This is a genomic window from Pseudomonas jilinensis (assembly GCF_003586265.1).
GTDB classification, from domain to species: Bacteria; Pseudomonadota; Gammaproteobacteria; order Pseudomonadales; family Pseudomonadaceae; genus Halopseudomonas; species Halopseudomonas phragmitis.
The window spans coordinates 181,539-202,562 of the sequence record NZ_QJSA01000005.1 but is presented as its reverse complement, the minus strand read 5'-3'; the positions used below and the strand labels follow the sequence as shown (position 1 = coordinate 202,562).

Here is a 21,024-nt window from a genome sequence, read left to right as displayed (position 1 = left end):
ATGAGCCGTTATTCAAAGGGTGAAACTTCAGCAGCCAAGCTTCAGGAGAAGCAAGCCAAAACACAAAGCCTGATTACCAAAATATTGCTGATTAGAAAAGCAATCGAAGACCGGCAAAGACTTCCTTCCCTGGACGCACTTAAGAGCAAAAGAGGCATACCGTTCAAGTCCGCCCTTAATTGGTCAGATGCCGACCTTGGAGTTATTTCTTGCTCTTATAATACATCGCGAGAACCCTACAACACTGAATACTCAGATCAACTAGCAGCCGCCTTAGAAACATACAACAACCTCACGCCCGCCACACAAACCCTCCCACCTCAAAAGCGAACAACCCAGCGTTCACAGCAAGAAGAAATCTCCACTCTAAAAAATCAAGTCGACTACCTCACAAATACATTAGGCGAAGTCTACAGGGCGTACATGCAACTGGTTGCTAGAGTGGACGAACACACTCGCCAGGACATCAGATATCAGCAAGTTTTGAAAAGCCACACCCTGGCACTTGATAGAGCTCATCTCACCTTGGTGAAACCATGATACATGTAGCAAAAGCTCCGCGTCTTGACTTCCTTTTTAATCACGGCCACACCACACCTCCGTCTCTTCCAATGCTTTTTGACTCCCGAGGAAACTTTTGCTGGGAGCTCAATAGCTACCTTACGAGTATCGGCGGTGGTGCCAACAGCTATGGGGTCCGGCCAGCAATTAAAACAGTGTTCAGCCATGCTGATACTCTAAACGTCTTCCAGAAATACATAGAACGCAACAAGTTAACCATTCTTGATGTCACTGACGAAACCCTTTACGACTTCGTTAAGTACAAACAAAACTCTAGAACGGCAAACTCGACCACAATCAAGAAAATTGTCCGACGCATATTAGCTCTATTAGAGCACACGCAAAAAGAAAACAAATTCCAGAACCTACTTACCACTGACCCTCGCGCACATAACTTTCAAATTAATGCTACAGAGGACTTCTACAGACTTAACAGGCGGACGCCACTGCGTTTTCTAACCCATCCCTGCCTAGATGAACTAAGGGATACTCCGACCAAACCAACAAGCTTCATAAGAAACAATGAACTGAACGCATGGCATGAAGCAATTCACGACTACACATCCAACCAGTATATAATTGATAGATGGTACATCCTTGCCACATTACTCGAACACACAGGCAGCCGAATAGAAGAAGCCATTAACATCCCAGCAAGCTCCATTATTAATGCCTATAAAAATAACGGCCCTGTAACAAACATCCCCGTTTTAAAAGGAAAATACAAAGGTTGCTTACGCCAGGTACTAATACCGAGAACCGAGCTTCAAGAAATCTACAAATTCGTTCTACTCACTCGTTCCAGCCATCCTCACAGCGAGCTTCATGACAGGATATTCGTTAGCGAAGATACTGGATATCCTCTGGCGCGCACCACCTTTAACTCCTATTACAACGTAGTCATCAAGACTTCAAGACACGCAGAACTCCTCAAAGGTATCTCCTATCATAACTTCCGCCACCGATACTTCACCATATTAGTCGCCAAGAACATCAGTACGCTTTCAAAAATGTCGAAAGCCAATATTCTAGACGTAGCGATGGCCATCGCTCGCAAAAACTCATACCACGCATCCAAGAGCACACTCTCTACTTATATCCATCTCACACAAGATGCTGAAATACAAGACATCCTGAAAGCAGAACCAAATGCGTCCACGACCCTCCATGCGATCCAAAGCATTGTCGATGCAACTGACGACAGATCCCCTGATGAGAAGCTCACGGCAATAACGGCATTGATACAAGCCAAGCTCTCTTGAAATGCTACTTCTTCTATTTTTCTAACCCGGAGTGGTCAGCGGAAGTGGCATCAAGCGAGAGGGACATTTGTACCTTTGTACCTTTTCTGGACAACGGTGAATCGGGGTTATGACAATAGCGTGCATTCTACGGCCCTCCAAATATGGAGCGCCGCTCCAGAAAAAGGACTCACGCTATGCTCTATCTTTCGGATGTCCAGCCTGCCTATTGCCCTCAGTGCGGCAAACCCATGGAGCCGAGGCTGCATGGTTGGGAAGCCCAGGATCGTTTCTATAACGCTAAACAGCCTTTTCTCTGCGAATGCGGCGCACGTTATCTTCTCAGGGAGAATGTCGTTGCCAATGCGCTCGACCATGCCGAGTCGGTAGGCGGTGATGCTGGCTTCGACCGTGCCGCTAGGATGAACGTGTTCTCCGAGTTGTACGTGATTCTCGGTGCTCTCGATGCCCCCGAGGCTGTGCTGGACCAGGTATTAGCCGCAGCCGAAGGTGATTTGCTGCCTTACTCCACGTTGCTCCCATTCGAGAAGGAATAGATGGACAGAATCCATTGGTTTGCCGTTTCAAACCCCGAGCAGAAGCGCTTCCCAGAATGGAGGCGCTCGTTTGGTATTAGCGACAACGGCATCGTCTTCGTGCCGGCTGCGATGGCTGGCGATGACTCAGAGTTGAACGTCATGCTCTGCGCGGCTGCCGAAGGCCAAAGCACAGTCGTTCACCTCGATCACCACTTCGTGCCCAGCGGCTGGCTCAAGCGCGAGTTCCCCAAGCACTTCGAGCTGATTGAGATCATCGAGGCCCGTGCACAACTGACGCTGGCGGCAGCTTTTTGAGCAACACGAGGGTTGATAACTGATCAATCTTTTTCTTGGGTAAAGCGATAGAACGTAAGCGTCCGAGCTACACCGTCTTGCAACTCAAGCCTTGATCCTCTTAAACCACTGATTCACGCGCTCGCAGTCAAATGCCGCCGGCTCAAATATTTCACCGTACCAACCCACCATGTCGTCGTGTTCTGGATGCTTGGGGTCTGCCATGGCCTCTAGAAAACCCTCGTAACCCGGCACCCCACCTACATCTTCCGGTGGGCAAGCATTGGCACCTTCAATGCAATACGGCAGTTGAGGGGCTGTGATGGCAGGTAGCCTTTTCTCGACTTTGATTCGGTGATCCCAGCTGTCACCAAAGTCGTAGAGATAGTCAAACGTCTTTTTACCGAACAGCGCTTTGACCAATGTCTTGCGAGCTTCTGGATTCACCGGCGGCCCCCAGCCATCAGAATCGGGAATCCCGTATTTTTCACCTGCTATTTCAAACTCATGCAGATGACTGTCGCTCCAGCCCATCACGACCTGAATCACGTGATGCAGCTTGCCCAAGGTAATGTTTTCAGGGACTACGAAACGACGCCAGATCGTCGGTGTGATCCACTTCAGCTCAATGTGCAACAGCAAGAGATCAGGTGCAGGTTTGGGTAGGCTGACAGTTTTAACCATGGATCAGGCGGCCTCGCAGTGGTCAGTGTGGTTCAAGGAAATATTCCAGGGCAGCAGTTCGCCCACCCGGTTAACGGGATGTTCGGCGATGTGCTCAAGCACGTAGGTCAGATAGGCCTGCGGATTTAACCCGTTTAGCTTGGCAGTACCCACCAGGCTGTAGATCGCCGCCGCTCGTTCCCCTCCCGCATCGGATCCGGCAAACAGGTAATTTTTGCGGTTATGCCGAGCTCGGCATAACCGCAATTATGTTCAGCCCGCGATTATGTTGAGTCGCCTGCGACAGCCCCGCTGTCTGTGGCGACCCAGCTCTGTCAGCTACGCATAATCAAAGCCCCTGCAGGAACTTCAGCAGGGCATCCGTTGGGCGGTAGCGCGTGCGCCGAAGTTCGGGCGGCGCGATTGCGGCGAGGGCCCGTTCCTTCAAGGCCAGATCGGCTTCGACATAGCCGTGGGTCGTCACTGGGCTCTCGTGTCCAAGCCACAGGGCGATAACGGTGAGGTCGACTCCGGCCTGCAGCAGGTGCATGGCAGTCGCATGGCGCCTATGTCGCTGAAGAGATAGGCGCCATACCGCGGCGATGCACCTGCTGGAGGCCGGAGTCGAAATCAACGTCATCCGGGCTTGGCTCGGTCACGTCGGACTGGAAACGACGCACCGTTATGCCGAGATCAATATCCGAACCAAGGAGGCTGCCGTCGCCCTGTGCGTTCCACCCGATCAATCCTCGGCGGCATCCTCCCAATCAGGCGCTTGGCACCGGGACGTCGACTTGCTGAAATGGCTCGATTCCCTGTGATTCTTATGTGCCCCCTCGGCTCGAACGCCCCCGTCACTCGTGGGGCCGCCGAGCCGATGCCACATAATGGCGAAGGGAACATAAGCCGGATTATGTGGCGCGCCACATAATCCGGCATGCCTCGACGCGGCACCCCGCCCAAGGCGCTGAACGCGCGCGTATGGGCGTCGAACAACATCTCGTGGCCCTGGCTCGGATACGCCACCAGCCAGAACGCACGGCTGGCGCAGAGCTTCAGGTGCGCCACCTGCATGCGCCGGTAAATGCCGCCGATAAGCAGGCCTTCCTCGCTCCAGTCAAACTGAAACGCCTCACCCAGCGCAAAGCTCAGCGGCACAAAGGCCTGCAACGCCTTACCCTGTTCCCCGCGCCAGACGCGGATAAACGCGGTGAGCTGGCTGTAGCCACCGTCGTACCCCTCGGCCTTGATCTGCGCCAACAGCGCCTTGGCACTGCGCCGCTGTTGCTTGGGGCGCAGCGAATCGGCCTGCAGCGCCTGCTCCAGCGTGGCGTGATAAGGGCTGAGTTTGTTGAAGATCGCGCGGCGTTGGTAAACCGGCTGCTTCGCCTCGGGTGCTCTGACCCACTTGCGAATCGTGTTGCGCGCCAACCCGGTGCGCTTGGCTATCTCATGCAGCGACAGCTTGTCGCGGAAATACATCCGGCGAATTTTGCCCATCATTTCCATACTGATCACCCTGTGTTCTCCTGCTCAAAAATTGAGCAGAAGCAGTTGAACACCTGGGTCAGTTTTCAGTCGGCAGAACAGCCTCTACTGGGTCAGTTTTCGGTCAGCGGCAACACAAGGGGACGCCAATGTTACCCGGAAGCCCGGGTTTTGGAGGTTTCCAATCGTGCCTTGGCGCAGCGACAGCCCTCGGTCCCCCAGATAGCCATTGATCACCGCCAGCATGCTTGCGGCCAGCTCGTGTTTTTCCAGCAGACGACGGAGCAAAAACTACCCGTAGGTGTAGTTGGCGCAAGCGTCCGATTAGCTCAGGTTTATGATGTCGAGAGTGAGAGTGGGCGGCTTAACTTTCTCAGTTAGGCATAAAATTACGTCTTAAATCTCGTAGCGACTAATTTAATAAAAATTGGAGAACACCAAATGCTTGAGAAACACAGAGTTCTGGATTCCGCTCCAGAGTACGTAGATAAAAAGAAATATCTCTGGATACTATCAACTTTGTGGCCGGCTACTCCGATGATCGGAATCTGGCTTGCAAATGAAACTGGTTGGGGGATTTTTTATGGGCTGGTATTGCTCGTATGGTACGGCGCACTTCCATTGCTTGATGCGATGTTTGGTGAGGACTTTAATAATCCGCCTGAAGAAGTGGTGCCGAAACTAGAGAAGGAGCGGTACTATCGAGTTTTGACATATCTAACAGTTCCTATGCATTACGCTGCATTAATTGTGTCAGCATGGTGGGTCGGAACTCAGCCAATGTCTTGGCTTGAAATTGGTGCGCTTGCCTTGTCACTGGGTATCGTGAACGGACTAGCGCTCAATACAGGACACGAACTCGGTCACAAGAAGGAGACTTTTGATCGTTGGATGGCCAAAATTGTGTTGGCTGTCGTAGGGTACGGTCACTTCTTTATTGAGCATAATAAGGGTCATCACCGTGATGTCGCTACACCGATGGATCCTGCAACATCCCGGATGGGAGAAAGCATTTATAAGTTTTCAATCCGTGAGATCCCAGGAGCATTTATTCGTGCTTGGGGGCTTGAGGAACAACGCCTTTCGCGCCGTGGCCAAAGCGTTTGGAGTTTCGATAATGAAATCCTCCAACCAATGATCATCACAGTTATTCTTTACGCCGTTCTCCTTGCCTTGTTTGGACCTAAGATGCTGGTGTTCCTGCCGATTCAAATGGCTTTCGGTTGGTGGCAGCTGACCAGTGCGAACTATATTGAACATTACGGCTTGCTCCGTCAAAAAATGGAGGACGGTCGATATGAGCATCAAAAGCCGCACCATTCTTGGAATAGTAATCACATCGTCTCTAATCTAGTGCTGTTCCACCTTCAGCGGCACTCGGATCACCACGCGCATCCAACACGTTCTTATCAGTCACTTCGGGATTTTCCCGGCCTGCCGGCTCTTCCGACGGGTTACCCTGGTGCATTTTTGATGGCGATGATTCCTCAGTGGTTTAGATCAGTTATGGATCCCAAGGTAGTAGATTGGGCTGGTGGTGACCTTAATAAGATCCAAATTGATGATTCGATGCGAGAAACCTATTTGAAAAAATTTGGCACTAGTAGTGCTGGTCATAGTTCGAGTACCTCTGCGGTAGCATCGTAGTTATGTGAGCACGCAGAGCCCGGCGGTCGATATTTACAATAAGTGCTTCAATTTTATGTGCGGCGTTGAAAGCTCTCACAAAGAGTGCACTTCGCTAAAGTGCTGAGGGTTGATTGCCTCTCTGTAATTGCTTTGAAGGCGACCTGCTCCGATAGTTTCACTCTGATGAAGTTGTCGGAGCAGCGACTAACGCTGAGTTAATAGGAGAGTGGGAGAATGTCAAGGTACCAGTGTCCAGATTGTCAGTATATCTATGATGAAAATAAGGGGGAGCCGCACGAAGGTTTCCACCCGAACACCAGCTGGAATGATATCCCCAAAGATTGGGCATGCCCGGACTGCGCAGTTCGAGACAAGGTGGACTTTATCTTTCTCGCGGATTCTCCCTCGAAAGAAACACAGCTAGGGGTGAATAGTCAGCTTGCCAACTCGGAAAGTGGTATTTCAGATGCTACTCCAACTGGAATGGCAGTTTTGGCCGCAGAATTAGTGATCCCACTTAATCAAGAAAATAAAAATGAGGGCTGTGCGGCTAAGACTGAAGTTCTTGATCAGGCGAGCACCCCACAGGTTGTAAGAAAATCTTCCACAAGGAAGAAGATGAGAAATAAATAACGCAAATTTGCCGCAACGCAAAATAACAATTTGACATGGTGATGAGTATGGCTAGCTATAAATGCCCGGATTGTAATTATGTTTATGATGAGAGTGCGGGTAATGTGCATGAGGGGTTTTCTCCAGGTACGCCTTGGCACCTTATTCCTGAGGATTGGTGCTGCCCCGATTGCGCCGTTCGAGACAAGCTTGACTTCATGTTAATTGAGAGCGGCGTAGGTGAAAAGGGCGTCACCTCAACCCATACTTCGCCAAATTTATCCGAGGTTAGTGGCACAAGTTTAACTGCTGAAGCAGTGGTTGCGCCGACAAGCTTAGAGAAATTGCCTAGTGCCGACGTTAAAGGCCAAGATCTATATAAAACTCAACCTCCAAGGTCTGATGCCCAAGGCGGGAAAGCATACTTGAAGTGGATATGTATTACTTGTGGCCATATATATGATGAGGCGTTGGGCGATGAGGCCGAGGGTTTTACTCCAGGTACTCGCTTTGAGGATATTCCTGATGACTGGTGCTGTCCGGATTGCGGGGCTACGAAAGAAGACTATGTGCTCTACGAGGAAAAGTGAAGATTAAAACTTCAAGTCATTCTAGGTAATTCAGGACAAAATAAAAATGACCATACCAATTAGCCTAGCCAAGTTAAACTCTAGTGCCGATACCCATTCAGCGCTTGAAGTATTTAATTTGCAGAAAGTTGCAAGTAGTGCGCGTCGTGGTAAATTTGGCATAGCAGAGCGCATCGCTGCTCTTAATTTACTTAAGGAAACTATTCAGCGTCGTGAGCCTGAAATTATTGCTGCACTTGCAGCGGACTTTCGCAAGCCGGCAAGCGAGGTGAAGCTAACAGAAATCTTTCCGGTATTGCAAGAAATTAATCATGCCAAACGGAACCTTAAAGATTGGATGAAGCCACGGCGAGTGAGGGCGGCACTTAGTGTAGCGGGCACGCGGGCAGGACTTCGTTACGAGCCTAAGGGTGTCTGTTTGATAATTGCGCCGTGGAACTATCCATTCAACCTTAGTTTCGGTCCTCTTGTATCTGCGTTAGCGGCAGGAAATAGCGTTGTTATAAAGCCGTCTGAATTGACACCACACACTGCAACACTGATCGGATCTATAGTCAGGGAGGCATTCTCTGTCGACCTAGTCGCTGTGGTGGAGGGTGATGCCGCAGTTTCCCAGGAGCTGTTGGCTCTGCCATTTGACCATATTTTTTTTACTGGTAGTCCTAGGGTCGGCAAGTTAGTGATGGAAGCGGCGTCAAAAACACTCGCTTCGGTTACTTTGGAGTTAGGCGGAAAATCTCCAACCATTATTGGACCAACAGCAAATTTGCCGAAAGCTGCGCGCAACATAGTGTGGGGAAAGTTTTCAAACAACGGCCAGACGTGCATAGCGCCTGATCACGTATTTGTTCATCGGTGTATAGCCCAGAAATTCAATGAAATTCTTGTGAAAGAGATTGTGCGAGTTTATGGGAAGGATTTTGCTGCGCAGCGTAGATCGGCAGACTATTGCAGGATCGTCAATGATCAACATTTCAATCGAATTAATAAACTCCTGACTGACGCGAAAGCTAAAGGTGCAAAAATTCTGCAAGGGGGTCAAGTTGACGCGACTGAGAGGCTTGTGGTGCCAACGGTTTTATCTAACGTCACTGCTGCTATGGATATTAACCATGAGGAAATATTCGGGCCGCTACTTCCTATAATTGAATACGATGATATAGATTCTGTAATTAAGCGTGTGAATGACGGTGACAAGCCCCTGGCGCTGTATGTCTTTTCTGAAGATAAACAATTTGTAAATAACATCGTGGCTCGTACAAGCTCTGGTTCGGTCGGAGTTAATCTGAGTGTCGTGCACTTTTTGCACCCTAATCTCCCATTTGGCGGTGTCAATAATAGTGGTATCGGCAGTGCTCATGGAGTTTACGGGTTCAGGGCGTTTTCTCACGAAAAACCAGTTCTTATAGATAAGTTCTCAATCACGCATTGGTTGTTTCCGCCTTATACCAAGAAGGTGAAGCAGTTGATTGGTATCACAGTTAAGTATTTGAGCTGAGTAATTTTTTCGATAAATCATTACCTCGAGAAGATAAAATGTACGACTATATAATCGTTGGTGCTGGATCTGCAGGATGTGTGCTTGCTAATCGTCTTTCGGCCGACCCCTCTAAAAGAGTTTGTTTACTTGAAGCTGGGCCGCGAGATACGAATCCGCTAATTCATATGCCGTTAGGTATTGCTTTGCTTTCAAATAGTAAAAAGTTGAATTGGGCTTTTCAAACTGCGCCACAGCAAAATCTCAACGGCCGGAGCCTTTTCTGGCCACGAGGAAAAACGTTAGGTGGTTCAAGCTCAATCAACGCAATGGTCTATATCCGAGGGCATGAAGACGATTACCACGCATGGGAGCAGGCGGCCGGCCGCTACTGGGGTTGGTACCGGGCTCTTGAGTTGTTCAAAAGGCTTGAATGCAACCAGCGATTCGATAAGTCCGAGCACCATGGGGTTGACGGAGAATTAGCTGTTAGTGATTTAAAATATATCAATCCGCTTAGCAAAGCATTCGTGCAAGCCGGCATGGAGGCCAATATTAATTTCAACGGAGATTTCAACGGCGAGTACCAGGACGGCGTAGGGTTCTATCAAGTAACCCAAAAAAATGGACAACGCTGGAGCTCGGCGCGTGCATTCTTGCACGGTGTACTTTCCAGACCAAATCTAGACATCATTACTGATGCGCATGCATCAAAAATTCTTTTTGAAGACCGTAAGGCGGTTGGTGTTTCTTATATAAAGAAAAATATGCACCATCAAGTCAAGACAACGAGTGGTGGTGAAGTACTTCTTAGTCTTGGCGCAGTCGGCACGCCTCACCTTCTAATGCTTTCTGGTGTTGGGGCTGCAGCCGAGCTTAAGGAACATGGTGTTTCTCTAGTCCATGATCTTCCTGAGGTGGGGAAAAATCTTCAAGATCATTTGGACATCACATTGATGTGCGCAGCAAATTCGAGAGAGCCGATAGGTGTTGCTCTTTCTTTCATCCCTCGTGGTGTCTCGGGTTTGTTTTCATATGTGTTTAAGCGCGAGGGGTTTCTCACTAGTAACGTGGCAGAGTCGGGTGGTTTTGTAAAAAGTTCTCCTGATCGTGATCGGCCCAATTTGCAGTTTCATTTCCTTCCAACTTATCTTAAAGATCACGGTCGAAAAATAGCGGGTGGTTATGGTTATACGCTACATATATGTGATCTTTTGCCTAAGAGCCGAGGCAGAATTGGCCTAAAAAGCGCCAATCCATTACAGCCGCCTTTAATTGACCCGAACTATCTTAGCGATCATGAAGATATTAAAACCATGATTGCGGGTATTAAGATAGGGCGCGCTATTTTGCAGGCCCCATCGATGGCGAAGCATTTTAAGCATGAAGTAGTACCGGGCCAGGCTGTTAAAACTGATGATGAAATAATCGAAGATATTCGTAGGCGAGCTGAGACTATATACCATCCGGTAGGTACTTGTAGGATGGGTAAAGATCCAGCGTCAGTTGTTGATCCGTGCCTGAAGATCCGTGGGTTGGCAAATATTAGAGTCGTTGATGCGTCAATTATGCCGCACTTGGTCGCGGGTAACACAAACGCTCCAACTATTATGATTGCAGAAAATGCGGCAGAAATAATTATGCGGAATCTTGATGTGGAAGCATTAGAGGCTAGCGCTGAGTTTGCTCGCGAGGGTGCAGAGCTAGAGTTGGCATGATAGCTGTCTGCATGTAAAAAACATGGTCAATAGATGGTTTTTTAATGAACATAAATCATCAATGTGAGGCGACGTGATGTTAGGTCAGATGATGCGTAATCAGTTGGTCATTGGTTCGCTTGTTGAGCATGCTGCACGATATCATGGTGCGAGAGAGGTGGTTTCAGTCGAAACCTCTGGAGAAGTAACAAGAAGTTGTTGGAAAGAAGTGGAGCTTCGTGCTCGTAAGCTCGCTTCTGCATTGGGCAAGATGGGTCTTACGCCTAGTGATCGTTGTGCAACGATTGCATGGAACAATATTCGTCATCTTGAGGTTTACTACGCTGTCTCTGGCGCAGGAATGGTATGCCATACAATCAATCCGAGGCTTTTCATTGAGCAGATCACATATGTGATAAACCATGCGGAGGATAAGGTAGTATTTCTTGATGATACGTTCTTGCCAATCATTGCTGAGATTCGCGGTTCGTTACCAAAAGTCAAGGCGTTTGTCTTGATGGCTCATAATAATTCAAATGCATCTGCTCAAATGCCAGGATTGATTGCATACGAGGATCTAATTGGTCAGGGTGATGATAACTATATATGGCCTGATGTAGATGAAAATGAGGCGTCTAGTCTATGTTACACATCAGGTACTACGGGCAACCCGAAGGGTGTACTTTATTCACACCGCTCGACAGTTTTGCATTCAATGACCACCGCAATGCCAGACACACTAAATTTGTCTGCGCGAGATACCATTTTGCCCGTAGTTCCAATGTTTCATGTAAATGCATGGGGGACTCCATATTCCGCTGCAATGGTTGGTGCGAAGCTAGTTCTTCCTGGTCCGGCTCTTGATGGCGCTAGTTTATCGAAGTTGATTGCTAGCGAAGGAGTTAGCATTGCTCTTGGGGTGCCGGTTGTTTGGCAGGGGTTGTTAGCGGCACAAGCCGGTAATGGTTCTAAAAGCCAAAGCCTCACGCGGGTTGTTGTAGGAGGTTCGGCCTGTCCTGCGTCTATGATTAGAGAATTTAACGATATATATGGTGTTGAAGTTATTCATGCTTGGGGTATGACTGAGCTTTCGCCATTTGGCACGGCAAACACTCCACTCGCGCACCACGTAGATTTATCTCCAGATGAAAAGCTTTCACTGCGCAAAAGCCAAGGGCGCCCGCCTTACGGTGTCGAGTTAAAAATCGTTAATGATGAGGGGATTAGACTACCTGAAGATGGTCGAAGTAAAGGCAACCTAATGGCGCGTGGGCACTGGGTTATTAAAGATTACTTTCATAGCGATCCTGGTTCGACACTCTCAGATGGTTGGTTTTCAACTGGAGACGTGGCTACCATAGATTCGGACGGTTTCATGACAATCTGTGATCGTGCAAAGGACATTATAAAGTCTGGCGGTGAGTGGATCAGTACGGTAGAGCTGGAGAGTATTGCGATTGCGCACCCTCATATTGTTGATGCTGCTGTTATAGCTGCAAGGCACGAAAAATGGGACGAGCGACCTCTCCTCATCGCAGTTAAATCCCCTAATTCGGAATTAACAAGTGGTGAGGTATGTAATTATTTCGCAGATAAGGTGGCTAGATGGCAAATTCCAGATGCCGCTATCTTTGTTGAAGAACTGCCACGCAATGGTACTGGCAAGATTTTGAAGAATCGTTTGCGCGAGAAATATGGTGATATTTTATTGCGCAGTAGTTCTTCTGTCTGTGAATAAGCTTTCTGTATGGGCTTTGACTGATTTTTTAGATATCAGTCTCTGTGACATGTTAGCAGTTCTATTTAAGAATATGTCGACAACAAAACGAGGGTAGCACAATGAGTTTTTCTAATTATAAAGTAATCGCGATGCCGGTGTTGGTTGCTAATTTTGTTTTGGGGGCGGCCACTGCATGGGCGAATGAAAATTATCCGGCGAAATCTGCTGGCTATAATCAGGGTGACTGGGTCGCTAGCTTCAATTTTTCTAAGGTCTATGTGGGTGAGGAGCTTGGCGATCTAAATGTTGGAGGGGGGGCTTTGCCAAATGCTGATGTAAGTATTGGTAATGATACAACACTTACGTTTGATATCGCCTATTTTGTTAGCTCAAATATAGCGGTGGATTTTTTTGTTGGGGTGCCAGCTAGGGCTAAATTTCAAGGTGAGAAATCAATCTCCTCGCTGGGAAGAGTCAGTGAAGTTGATTACGGCCCTGCAATTCTTTCGCTTCAATATCATTACGATAGCTTTGAGCGACTTTATCCATATGTTGGGGTTGGTGTTGGTCGGGTGCTATTTTTTGATAAAACCGACGGTGCTTTGAGTTCGTTTGATATTAAGGATAAATGGGCGCCTGCTTTTCAGGTTGGCCTTAGATATGACCTTGGTAACTCATGGATGCTAAATTCAGATGTGCGTTATATTCCTTTCAAAACGGACGTCACAGGTACTCTTGGCCCGGTTCCTGTTTCTACTAAAATTGAGGTTGATCCTTTCATTCTCAGTCTTGGTGCGTCATATGTTTTCTAAGTAATCAGGTCTGTCACTGTCGCAGCACTCTTTCGATCCATTAGAGAGGGTGCTTTTTTCTTGAAAGCCCCGCTCCGGATCAGCGATATATGGGCCATCCGTGTAAGGCTCCAGATTGCGGAGAGATCCTGGGATCTTGCTCTATTCGACTCGTCCATCGACAGCAAGCTGCGAGCCTGCGACTTAACCAAACTTCGTGTGCGCGACATAGCCCATGGAGAACACGTGTCGCCGCGAGCCATCGTGATGCAGCAGAAAACTGGTCGCGGTAGGGACGGCGGTTACCTGCCGCCCCCCGCACGGATCCGTACGTGCGGAACTACCGCATACGGCTCCTGCCTCGGGTATCGTCATGCTCCGTATAGCCTTCTGCTTCGCTTAACAGCATCGGCATCCCGAATTTGTGATTACGCGGCTCCATGGCTGGCCCATCGGTTTCCCCTGTCAACGCTTTACCCTGAACCTCACGGCGCAACATGCATGACTCGGGGTCTGGTTGATTCGCCATTTATTACCAGTATCGAACTGTCATCGACTACCCTCCGCCAGCTTTAACTGGCGCACTAAGCCCTCCATAATCCGCAACTACCCTGCAAGATTCACAAGCGCTTGAATTCCATGTGCACGAGCAAGTGCCCGGGTTGATTGCCGCAGCAATAATATTATTTAGATAACTACACCAAGGAGTAGTTGAAGGCAGACTAAAGATGAGTCCAGCCGTACCATGTTAGATGTGAGAGTAAATGGCCTGATTTTCCTATGTGGAGAGAAATTAGGTTGCGTGATACTTTGCAGAGACTTCTTGAACAGTGGGAGAACAACAAGATGATTGGCAAAAACCGCCTTCTGTATTATGCTCCAGAATACGTGGATAAAAATAAATATTTTTGAATGCTTTCAACTTGCCATAGCGCTTAGAGGGGTTAATATGAACTGTTCGCTGCGGTGTCGATTTTTTTTGATTCTTGTTATGGCAGGATTTTCTTTTTTTGTTGCGCTATTCGGGATGCGATTAATGCATAAGATGGCTGAATTTGCTTATTTTGAAAGGGAGCATGTTGTTGCCTTGAGCAAGGTGTACTACGAGCTGCATAAAAAAGAAATAAATATAAGTTTTATAGTAGGGCAGGTGCAGAGGGCTCGTAGACAAACTACAGCTGTAAACAGTTTGTGGAAGGGTGATAAAGCTCTTTTAAGATTACTGGGAAAGGGCTTGATTCTTGAGCTGTCTGAAGCTTCAGAAATAAAACTTGGGCTGCTCGAGAGGTATGCAAGTAGCATTTATAAAGATGGATTAAACCCTGGGCATATTGAGGAAATGAAACGACTTGTAAGTTGGCCCTACACGAACTCTAATCGCTTCGGGATTGAAATTGCAGATATTTCCAAACGCGTTAAAGCTTACGTGTATTTTCTTGTTGTATCAATTAATTGTCTCTTTTTTGTTGTTATTTTTCTTCTTATGAAAAAGACTCGCAGTTCAATAGATGAAATAGTTCATGTCATGAATGATATGTCAAGAGGTGATCTTACATATCGCACTATACCGAGCAATGACGAAGTGGGTAAAATGCAGTCTTCAATCATTGCGATGGGGGCTGGGGTAAGCGCCTTGATTGAATCAATAAAACACATACAAGGTGATCTGTTTAATTCAGCGGGCGAGGCTTTAAATATTTCACAAAGCACGTCAAACGATATATGTGACCAAGCAGGTAAGATCGACGAATTTGTCAGTGCGCTATCACAGATTTCTTTCGCTATAACTGAAACTTCAAATGCGGCAAATAAGTCCTCAGCACTATCATCTGAGGGGCGGCAGTTGGCGGTTCATGGTCAAAAAGCTATTGAAACAGCCGTATCATCTATAAATGCCTTGTCACAACGAGTTAATGATTCACATGTGGCTATTAAATGCATTGAAGCTGATATTGCAAAAATAGGTAAAATCATTGAAATTATTGATCAAATCACTGATCAAACAAATCTGCTGGCTTTGAATGCCGCGATTGAGGCTGCACATGCAGGCGAGGCCGGGAAGGGCTTTGCTGTTGTTGCTGATGAAGTTCGAAGCTTAGCTCAACGTACAAATAATTCCACTTATGAAATTCAGGCGATGATTGCTTCTTTAAATAAAGGTATATTTTTTGCTCTTGGTGTCATGGGAGACTGTGTCGTTGAATCAAAAAATAGTGTTAATGCAGCAAGCGAAGCTAGTAGATCAATTGAGAAGATTGTAGATTCAGTATCCCAAGTTATGTTGCAGATTGCACAAGTTGCAACTGCTTCAGAGGAGCAGAGTGCTGTTGTAAAAGACATGCTGGATAATGCAAATATTATTAGAGAAATTGCGGCAGGAGTTGAGTTGGGTAGCAGGAGAATTTCGGAGGTAAATCAGTATTTAGTTAAGTTGGCTGGTGATTTGGGAAGAGCAGCAAAGGTATTTAAGTTGTATTAATTCTGGCTCTGTCCGCGCTCGTTTTGGGGGGTGACTAGTTGGCTGTCCGGAAAGTTAGTTTATGTGAAACAGAGAGTTTTTAACCGCCGCGATAACCTCGCAGCGCCCATTTCCCCCATTACAGGCGCACCTCTCCTGTGGATTCCACGCCATTCGGACATTCAGCCCACGCTGATCCGGACACCTGTTCCACGATCATTCGGACAGGCAGTCGGAGCGCAGCGACGCAGAGTTGGCATTGTTAGTCTGAGGTGCCCAGCGTCATCAATTTCTTCGCCCGCTTGCGCATTGATTCGCCCTTGAGATTGATCCGGTAAGCGTTGTGAACCAGGCGGTCGAGGATGGCATCGGCCAAGGTCGGATCGCCGATCAATTCGTGCCAACTGTCCACCGGCATCTGGCTGGTCACGATGGTTGAGCGCTGGCCGTAGCGGTCGTCCAACAGTTCAAGCATGTCGCGCCGTTGTTCGGCGTTGAACGGGGCCAGGCCCCAGTCATCGAGTAATGTTGAGCTCAACATTACTCGATTTATGTGTAGCGGCCAGTTATGTGGAGTAAATGCAGTTCGACCTCTGATGTGACGCCAGCTTCAGTCTCGGCAACTCCACATAACTTCGTCACAACCGCCGCAGCCATTCGACCACATCGACACCAGCCCGGGTACCGCCTGCGGCCAGCGGTGACAAGGCTTCCGGAAAAACCTGGGCGTGCACCTGGCGCTTCAGGTCCAGATCGGCGCGCGTATCGCCGGCATTGTGCTTGGTCTTGAAGCGCTCGGCTTCCAAGCGCTTGAGCCAGAGGCAGAAACCTTTTCGCTCCCAGTAGAGGATCTTGTCCTGGCTACGGGTGCGATTGAGGAACACGAACAGCAACGGCAGGCCGTTGATGGATTTGCGGAAGTCGACGGGCTTTGGATACAGGCAGACCTTCTGCACCTTGGTGTCGGGACGCATCATGGCGGGGCCCCACTGGGGAAAACAGGGCGCCCAGCGTCCAGAAACGGATAGCTCAGTTGAAGGTGGAGCTTATGGAACGCTTACCGCCAACACAGCAGTGTATTTGAATAAGAGCTCGAACATGATCGGATCTCCCATTTCAGCAAGGGAAATCCCACCATAGCCACCACCGATTTATGTGGCGTAGAAAACGGTCATCACCAAATATGGCAATACTTCCCCGCCCAAGCGCCACATAACAGCCTGGGCCACATTTTACGCGGTAGTTCCGCACGTACGGAGTGCGGGGGGCGGCAGGTAACTGCCGTCCCTATCGCGACCGTTGGTTCGAGTGGCTGAGCATCATTGCTAATCAGGTAATTTTATACTCCCTGCAAGCGCACCTTGACGTTTAGGCAAATTTATTGTCTCAGTTGCAATCAGTCGCTCCTGCTTGTACGCAAGGACTTCTAGTTCAAGAGTTTCGTTATTAATTGCAACAACGAGTTTATCGTAGTCCTTTAGAGCACCAAGTCCTTGCAGCGCCATCCCTTTAAGATCAGACCAGAACCGTGGTGGGGTTGGTGCTGGTGTTGATGTGCCACAGATGCTACTTGCGACAATTTGAGCGTGTGTAACCGCATTATGAATTGTCTCTAAACGTACCATCGTTCCCCAAAAAGGATTTCTAGCCATTGCGCAGTCGCCGATTGCATATATACTTGTATCCGATGTACACATCTGATCATCGACCACAACACCATTACTCACTTCAAGGGCCGCCTCAGTTGCCAGCTCTAGCTCTGGGATAGCACCGATTCCAACTACAATCAGATCCGCCTGAATTTCTTCTCCACTTTCAAGTACGCATTGTTCAACATGGCCATTCCTGCCCTTTATAGACGTTAATTTCGCATTCAGCTTGAACTCAATTCCTTCAGCCTCCAGGCGGGCTCTGACTAAGTTTGCTGCTGCCGGCGTAACCACGCGCGCCATTACACGCGGGGCGGCTTCTATCACTGTGACCCTCTTCCCTAAGCCCACCGCAGCTGAGGCGACTTCAAGCCCGATTACTCCGCCGCCCAACACAACAACAGACGCACTCTCCACAAGTTTCCTACGTAAATTTTTGGCGTCTTCCATACTGCGTAAATAGCAGACCCCAGACAGTTCAGACCCCTCGCAGGTTAACCTACGTGCGCTAGCACCTGTTGCAAGAATCAATTTTTCATACGCGTATTCTTTTCCATCTTTAGAAGAAACTATCTTACGCCCCACGTCGATTGATACAATCGGTGTATTTAACGAAATGGTAATATTGTTATTCGTATAAAAACCTTCTGGCTTTAATGGCACTGCGGATTCTGCAATCTCACTTGTCAGAAAAGCCTTGGATAGAGGAGGCCGCTGATAAGGCGCCACAGACTCCCTGCTAAAAATCCTAATTTCCCCTTTATAACCATATTGACGAAGCCAGAACGCAGCATTTACTCCAGCTGTACCAGCGCCAACAACAACGATTGCCATAATTCTCTCTCCGGTATACTTTTCACTATATCACTTAATGCCGATTATTTTAGATAATTCCTTGACGCTCAGCTTCAATTGTTGCTTGCGTGCGATTCACTACATTCAAGGTGGCAAATATTTTCCTCATATGCCACTTTATAGCATCTTCGGTGACATGCATATTTGTTGCTATTTGTTTGTTTGAGCACCCCTCTTTTACAAGCCTCAAGACAGCAATCTGCTTCCGTGTCAATAAAGCGTCAGCTTTATTCTCTGCGGACTTTCCAATCTCAACTATTCGCGGAAGACTAAAAGCCCCAATCGCTTGATCTAAATTAACTGCTGTGAAGGCTTCACATGAAGCCGGTATTATTCGCTCAATTAAACATACTTCATCAAGAACTGTTTGAAAGCATTGAAGCTGTTTTGCTATCTCCACTGCATAAACAATGTTAAGCTGAGCCTTTTTTAAATCACCGGCACCTGCCTGCGCTCCGGCCAAACACAATAATCCACGGACTTCCAGCTGGCCCGCGTTAATTTTACGGGCTTGCTGAATAGCCAATAACGCTCTGTGCGCGGCACTATGAAAGTTCCGATCTCGGGAAAGCACTAGTGATTGAACAAGCAGCAGGCGTGCTTTTAGGGGGGCTGAGTGCTGTCCGGAGAAAATCTTATGATCTTCAAGAGTTTTTAAATTATTTATGCCCGTTATGCCTTGACAGACTAAGCGCTGATAGATCTCAATTTGGCTCATAACTTCCAATCTTGGTAGATTTTTTTCAACCGCATGCGCCTTCGCCCACTCCAATATCTCAATGGAGCCATTTAGGTCACTCCTTCCAAGCCGCCAAGCTGACACAGCACGGCATACGGAAAAAAACACGTCTGTCACCCCGTGATTGGAAATGAACTCTAAAATTTTGGAGAGCTTTTCTTCTGAGGTGTCCAAGCAGCGCAATTCATAATGTAACTCAAGCTCTAGAGCGTCAAACATTTTCGAAGTAAACTCGGATTCCATCATCTGCGCGCGACTGTCTGTGCGTGCTTGAGTTATAATCTGCCTCGCCCAGCCCATTTTTCCGCTTGCTAGGGCTTGTTGAAACCTCGCGACATACAGCCAACCAAAAGCAAAATTTTGTTTTGCAAATTTATTCACGGCTTGGGCCTGAGCCAGCACCTTCTCCAACTCTGCAAATCTATACTCACTGGCAAAAATAAAAGCCAAACAGGTTAGCGCGGCCCCTTTTCCAACTGCGTTTGAATCCCCAAATAAACTAATCCACTTATTACAGAGCTCCTCACTCGAAAGCATTTCATCTTTCGTTGCTTTACCTATTGCAAGCACAAGCTGCAGCCATTCCTTTTCTTGCCATTTATTTTTTTTATCGGATTGTGAAGATAGGTCTTTAATTAACTTCTCTGCTCGCGCGCCTTGCTGACTGAAATACAATACCCACGCGTAACTAATAAGCACTATGGGTTTTTTGTGCCAGGCCTGCTTCGGCAGCTCTGACAGCCACTGTCTCAGCGCATCTATTTCGCCCTGACGAAATGACAAATCTAAAATTATTCTCTCAGACATGCTGACTGCCCAGCGACAGTCATTCGCCCGTAGGGATATTCGTATTGCATACTGGTATTCACCTCTACGCCAATGCCAGAAAGCTGCACGCTTAAGCAGGTAGGATCTTTTAGCAGGATTTTCAGTCCAAGTAATTTCTCGTAGAAAATTACGCAGTACTGGATGCAGTGTAAACTGCGCTGGCTCACCGCTCACATGGCGAAGCAACATGTAATTAGTGCTTAAATACTTAATACATGAGACCCCATTGACGCATTTGAATACATAATTGTATTGATCAGGCGTCACGAAATCGAGCAATGAAGAATTTGCAAGAAAAACACGATAGCGCTCGGGAATCGCCTCAAATATTTCATCCCTAAAGTAATTGTCTACTTCAACTACTGCTGAAATATGCTTGGCCGGCAACTCACGCTTTAACAAAAAAACTACAAGAGCAGGCCACCCCTCAACTTCTTGCACCAAGGTCTCTATCTGTTCTTCAGGAACTCCAAGAACAGACTCTGCCTCCGCTAACGCCACCGCCTCTTCTGCGCTAAAGGCCAAGTCTTTCTCGGTGTACTCCCGCATAGCGCCTGCAAGTTTAAGCTGCGAGAACCCTTTTATTGTATTGCCTGCAACTGCAAACCTGATATTTTTTGGTGTATTTAACATAAACTCCATAAGTGCGTGCAACAACGGCAAGTCTAAGTCATGATTAATATTATCCAAACAAACTAGCGTTTCTATCTCGTTATTCGAGGTGCTCTGCCAAAGACTAGATGCAAGGTCTCGCAAGAGCGCAGGCTTGCTCACACCCTCTCTCACACGGCTGAATTTTACCATTTCGAAAGTTTCAAGCTGCTCAATAATCTCTGCGCAGATATCAAATTCACTGTAAGAACTGGCTCTTAAAGAAAGCCACACTGCAGGACGTCCGGCTGTTCTGTGGCGTAGCCACTCGAACGCAAGAGCAACGGTTTTCCCATATCCAGGTGGGGCTCTGTAAAGGCATACTCTGGGAGCGGCTCCATCCGCGATACTCAATCTTGGCCGATATATGCAACTATGAACTTTGGCACTTACTAGAGTCGTAATTTGATCCGCTCCGACCTTAGCGACCGGGAAATCATTATTTATTATTATTTTCATTATGCTATTCTCGCGCCAGCTGACTGGAAATTTTCACCATAGGTTACGGTGTTAAATATTAAAACTACACTTAAGTGTAGTCG

General features: G+C 47.8%; 18 protein-coding genes and 6 pseudogenes. 15 read left to right on the top strand and 9 right to left on the bottom strand.

Features of this window, described 5'->3' with window-relative positions; translation table 11 throughout:
• The 4 genes from C2846_RS07535 to C2846_RS07520 all read left to right on the top strand — a co-directional run bounded on the left by C2846_RS07535 (nt 1) and on the right by C2846_RS07520 (nt 2,656).
• Nucleotides 1-540, top strand: coding sequence for a hypothetical protein (locus C2846_RS07535; RefSeq protein ID WP_032489556.1), 540 nt, complete (start codon nt 1-3; stop codon nt 538-540).
• The gene (locus C2846_RS07530) at nt 537-1,823 is read left to right on the top strand and encodes a site-specific integrase (RefSeq protein ID WP_108193586.1); all 1,287 of its coding nucleotides are present in this window, start codon (nt 537-539) and stop codon (nt 1,821-1,823) included. Before C2846_RS07535 ends, C2846_RS07530 begins: the two co-directional genes overlap by 4 nt.
• 176 nt (nt 1,824-1,999) lie before the next feature.
• Nucleotides 2,000-2,359, top strand: a complete 360-nt coding sequence (locus tag C2846_RS07525; protein WP_019396667.1) for a hypothetical protein — start codon at nt 2,000-2,002, stop codon at nt 2,357-2,359.
• Nucleotides 2,360-2,656 (top strand): hypothetical protein, encoded by a 297-nt coding sequence (locus C2846_RS07520; protein ID WP_019396668.1) that lies wholly within the window; start codon nt 2,360-2,362, stop codon nt 2,654-2,656. It begins immediately after the preceding gene.
• A gap of 84 nt (nt 2,657-2,740) precedes the next feature.
• Here the strand turns inward: C2846_RS07520 and C2846_RS07515 are convergent, their stop codons facing one another.
• From C2846_RS07515 to C2846_RS07505, 3 genes and pseudogenes are all read right to left on the bottom strand, one after another.
• Nucleotides 2,741-3,319 carry a plasmid pRiA4b ORF-3 family protein gene (locus tag C2846_RS07515; RefSeq protein WP_019396669.1) on the bottom strand — a complete coding sequence of 193 codons (579 nt, stop codon included), beginning with the start codon at nt 3,317-3,319 and terminating at the stop codon, nt 2,741-2,743.
• A gap of 3 nt (nt 3,320-3,322) precedes the next feature.
• Nucleotides 3,323-3,538 (bottom strand): annotated as a pseudogene (locus C2846_RS07510) (transposase domain-containing protein); the annotation flags it as partial.
• Between the two features lie 109 nt (nt 3,539-3,647).
• On the bottom strand, nt 3,648-3,848 hold the full coding sequence (locus C2846_RS07505; RefSeq protein ID WP_025986894.1) for a site-specific integrase: 201 nt from the start codon (nt 3,846-3,848) through the stop codon (nt 3,648-3,650).
• A 52-nt stretch (nt 3,849-3,900) separates the two neighbouring features.
• Here C2846_RS07505 and C2846_RS19105 point away from each other — a divergent pair, with 52 nt between their 5' ends.
• Nucleotides 3,901-4,119: a site-specific integrase gene (locus C2846_RS19105; protein WP_071533810.1), complete on the top strand. Its 219-nt coding sequence runs from the start codon at nt 3,901-3,903 to the stop codon at nt 4,117-4,119.
• Nucleotides 4,120-4,228: 109 nt separating this feature from the next.
• On the opposite strand, the pseudogene istA reads toward C2846_RS19105, so the two are convergent.
• Both istA and C2846_RS07485 read right to left on the bottom strand, forming a co-directional pair.
• Nucleotides 4,229-4,807: pseudogene (istA, locus tag C2846_RS07495) on the bottom strand (IS21 family transposase); the annotation flags it as partial.
• A 162-nt stretch (nt 4,808-4,969) separates the two neighbouring features.
• A pseudogene (locus C2846_RS07485) lies at nt 4,970-5,068 on the bottom strand (IS5/IS1182 family transposase); the annotation flags it as partial.
• Between the two features lie 159 nt (nt 5,069-5,227).
• On the opposite strand from C2846_RS07485, the gene C2846_RS07480 reads away from it, so the two are divergent.
• From C2846_RS07480 to C2846_RS19085, 10 genes and pseudogenes are all read left to right on the top strand, one after another.
• A complete protein-coding gene (locus C2846_RS07480; protein WP_011920688.1) occupies nt 5,228-6,433 on the top strand; it encodes an alkane 1-monooxygenase in 1,206 nt (401 codons plus the stop codon).
• Between the two features lie 216 nt (nt 6,434-6,649).
• Nucleotides 6,650-7,048, top strand: coding sequence for a rubredoxin (locus tag C2846_RS19100; RefSeq protein ID WP_011920687.1), 399 nt, complete (start codon nt 6,650-6,652; stop codon nt 7,046-7,048).
• A gap of 47 nt (nt 7,049-7,095) precedes the next feature.
• Nucleotides 7,096-7,617 carry a rubredoxin gene (locus tag C2846_RS19095; RefSeq protein ID WP_032489561.1) on the top strand — a complete coding sequence of 174 codons (522 nt, stop codon included), beginning with the start codon at nt 7,096-7,098 and terminating at the stop codon, nt 7,615-7,617.
• Nucleotides 7,618-7,663: 46 nt separating this feature from the next.
• Nucleotides 7,664-9,115 (top strand): aldehyde dehydrogenase family protein, encoded by a 1,452-nt coding sequence (locus C2846_RS07465; protein ID WP_011920685.1) that lies wholly within the window; start codon nt 7,664-7,666, stop codon nt 9,113-9,115.
• Nucleotides 9,116-9,153: 38 nt separating this feature from the next.
• Nucleotides 9,154-10,812, top strand: coding sequence for a GMC family oxidoreductase (locus tag C2846_RS07460; RefSeq protein ID WP_058134801.1), 1,659 nt, complete (start codon nt 9,154-9,156; stop codon nt 10,810-10,812).
• Nucleotides 10,813-10,888: 76 nt separating this feature from the next.
• Entirely contained in the window at nt 10,889-12,529 is a 1,641-nt protein-coding gene (locus C2846_RS07455; protein ID WP_058134802.1) for a long-chain fatty acid--CoA ligase, read from the top strand.
• A 101-nt stretch (nt 12,530-12,630) separates the two neighbouring features.
• Complete coding sequence (alkL, locus tag C2846_RS07450) at nt 12,631-13,323, top strand: OmpW family protein AlkL (protein WP_032489564.1); 693 nt, start codon at nt 12,631-12,633, stop codon at nt 13,321-13,323.
• Between the two features lie 3 nt (nt 13,324-13,326).
• Nucleotides 13,327-13,590, top strand: a pseudogene (locus tag C2846_RS18820) (hypothetical protein); the annotation flags it as partial.
• A gap of 586 nt (nt 13,591-14,176) precedes the next feature.
• Nucleotides 14,177-14,908: pseudogene (locus C2846_RS19090) on the top strand (methyl-accepting chemotaxis protein); the annotation flags it as partial.
• A complete protein-coding gene (locus C2846_RS19085) occupies nt 14,894-15,781 on the top strand; it encodes a methyl-accepting chemotaxis protein (RefSeq protein ID WP_373558191.1) in 888 nt (295 codons plus the stop codon). The pseudogene C2846_RS19090 and the gene C2846_RS19085, both read left to right, overlap by 15 nt.
• Before the next feature lie 241 nt (nt 15,782-16,022).
• Here the strand turns inward: C2846_RS19085 and C2846_RS07430 are convergent.
• The 4 genes and pseudogenes from C2846_RS07430 to C2846_RS07415 all read right to left on the bottom strand — a co-directional run.
• Nucleotides 16,023-16,286: pseudogene (locus tag C2846_RS07430) on the bottom strand (ATP-binding protein); the annotation flags it as partial.
• Nucleotides 16,287-16,398: 112 nt separating this feature from the next.
• Nucleotides 16,399-16,737 (bottom strand): IS66 family insertion sequence element accessory protein TnpB, encoded by a 339-nt coding sequence (tnpB, locus tag C2846_RS07425; RefSeq protein WP_011920682.1) that lies wholly within the window; start codon nt 16,735-16,737, stop codon nt 16,399-16,401.
• A 348-nt stretch (nt 16,738-17,085) separates the two neighbouring features.
• Nucleotides 17,086-18,243, bottom strand: a complete 1,158-nt coding sequence (locus C2846_RS07420) for an NAD(P)/FAD-dependent oxidoreductase (protein ID WP_033864462.1) — start codon at nt 18,241-18,243, stop codon at nt 17,086-17,088.
• A 49-nt stretch (nt 18,244-18,292) separates the two neighbouring features.
• Nucleotides 18,293-20,716, bottom strand: coding sequence for a helix-turn-helix transcriptional regulator (locus C2846_RS07415; protein WP_224429309.1), 2,424 nt, complete (start codon nt 20,714-20,716; stop codon nt 18,293-18,295).
• Between the last annotated feature and the right edge of the window lie 308 nt (nt 20,717-21,024).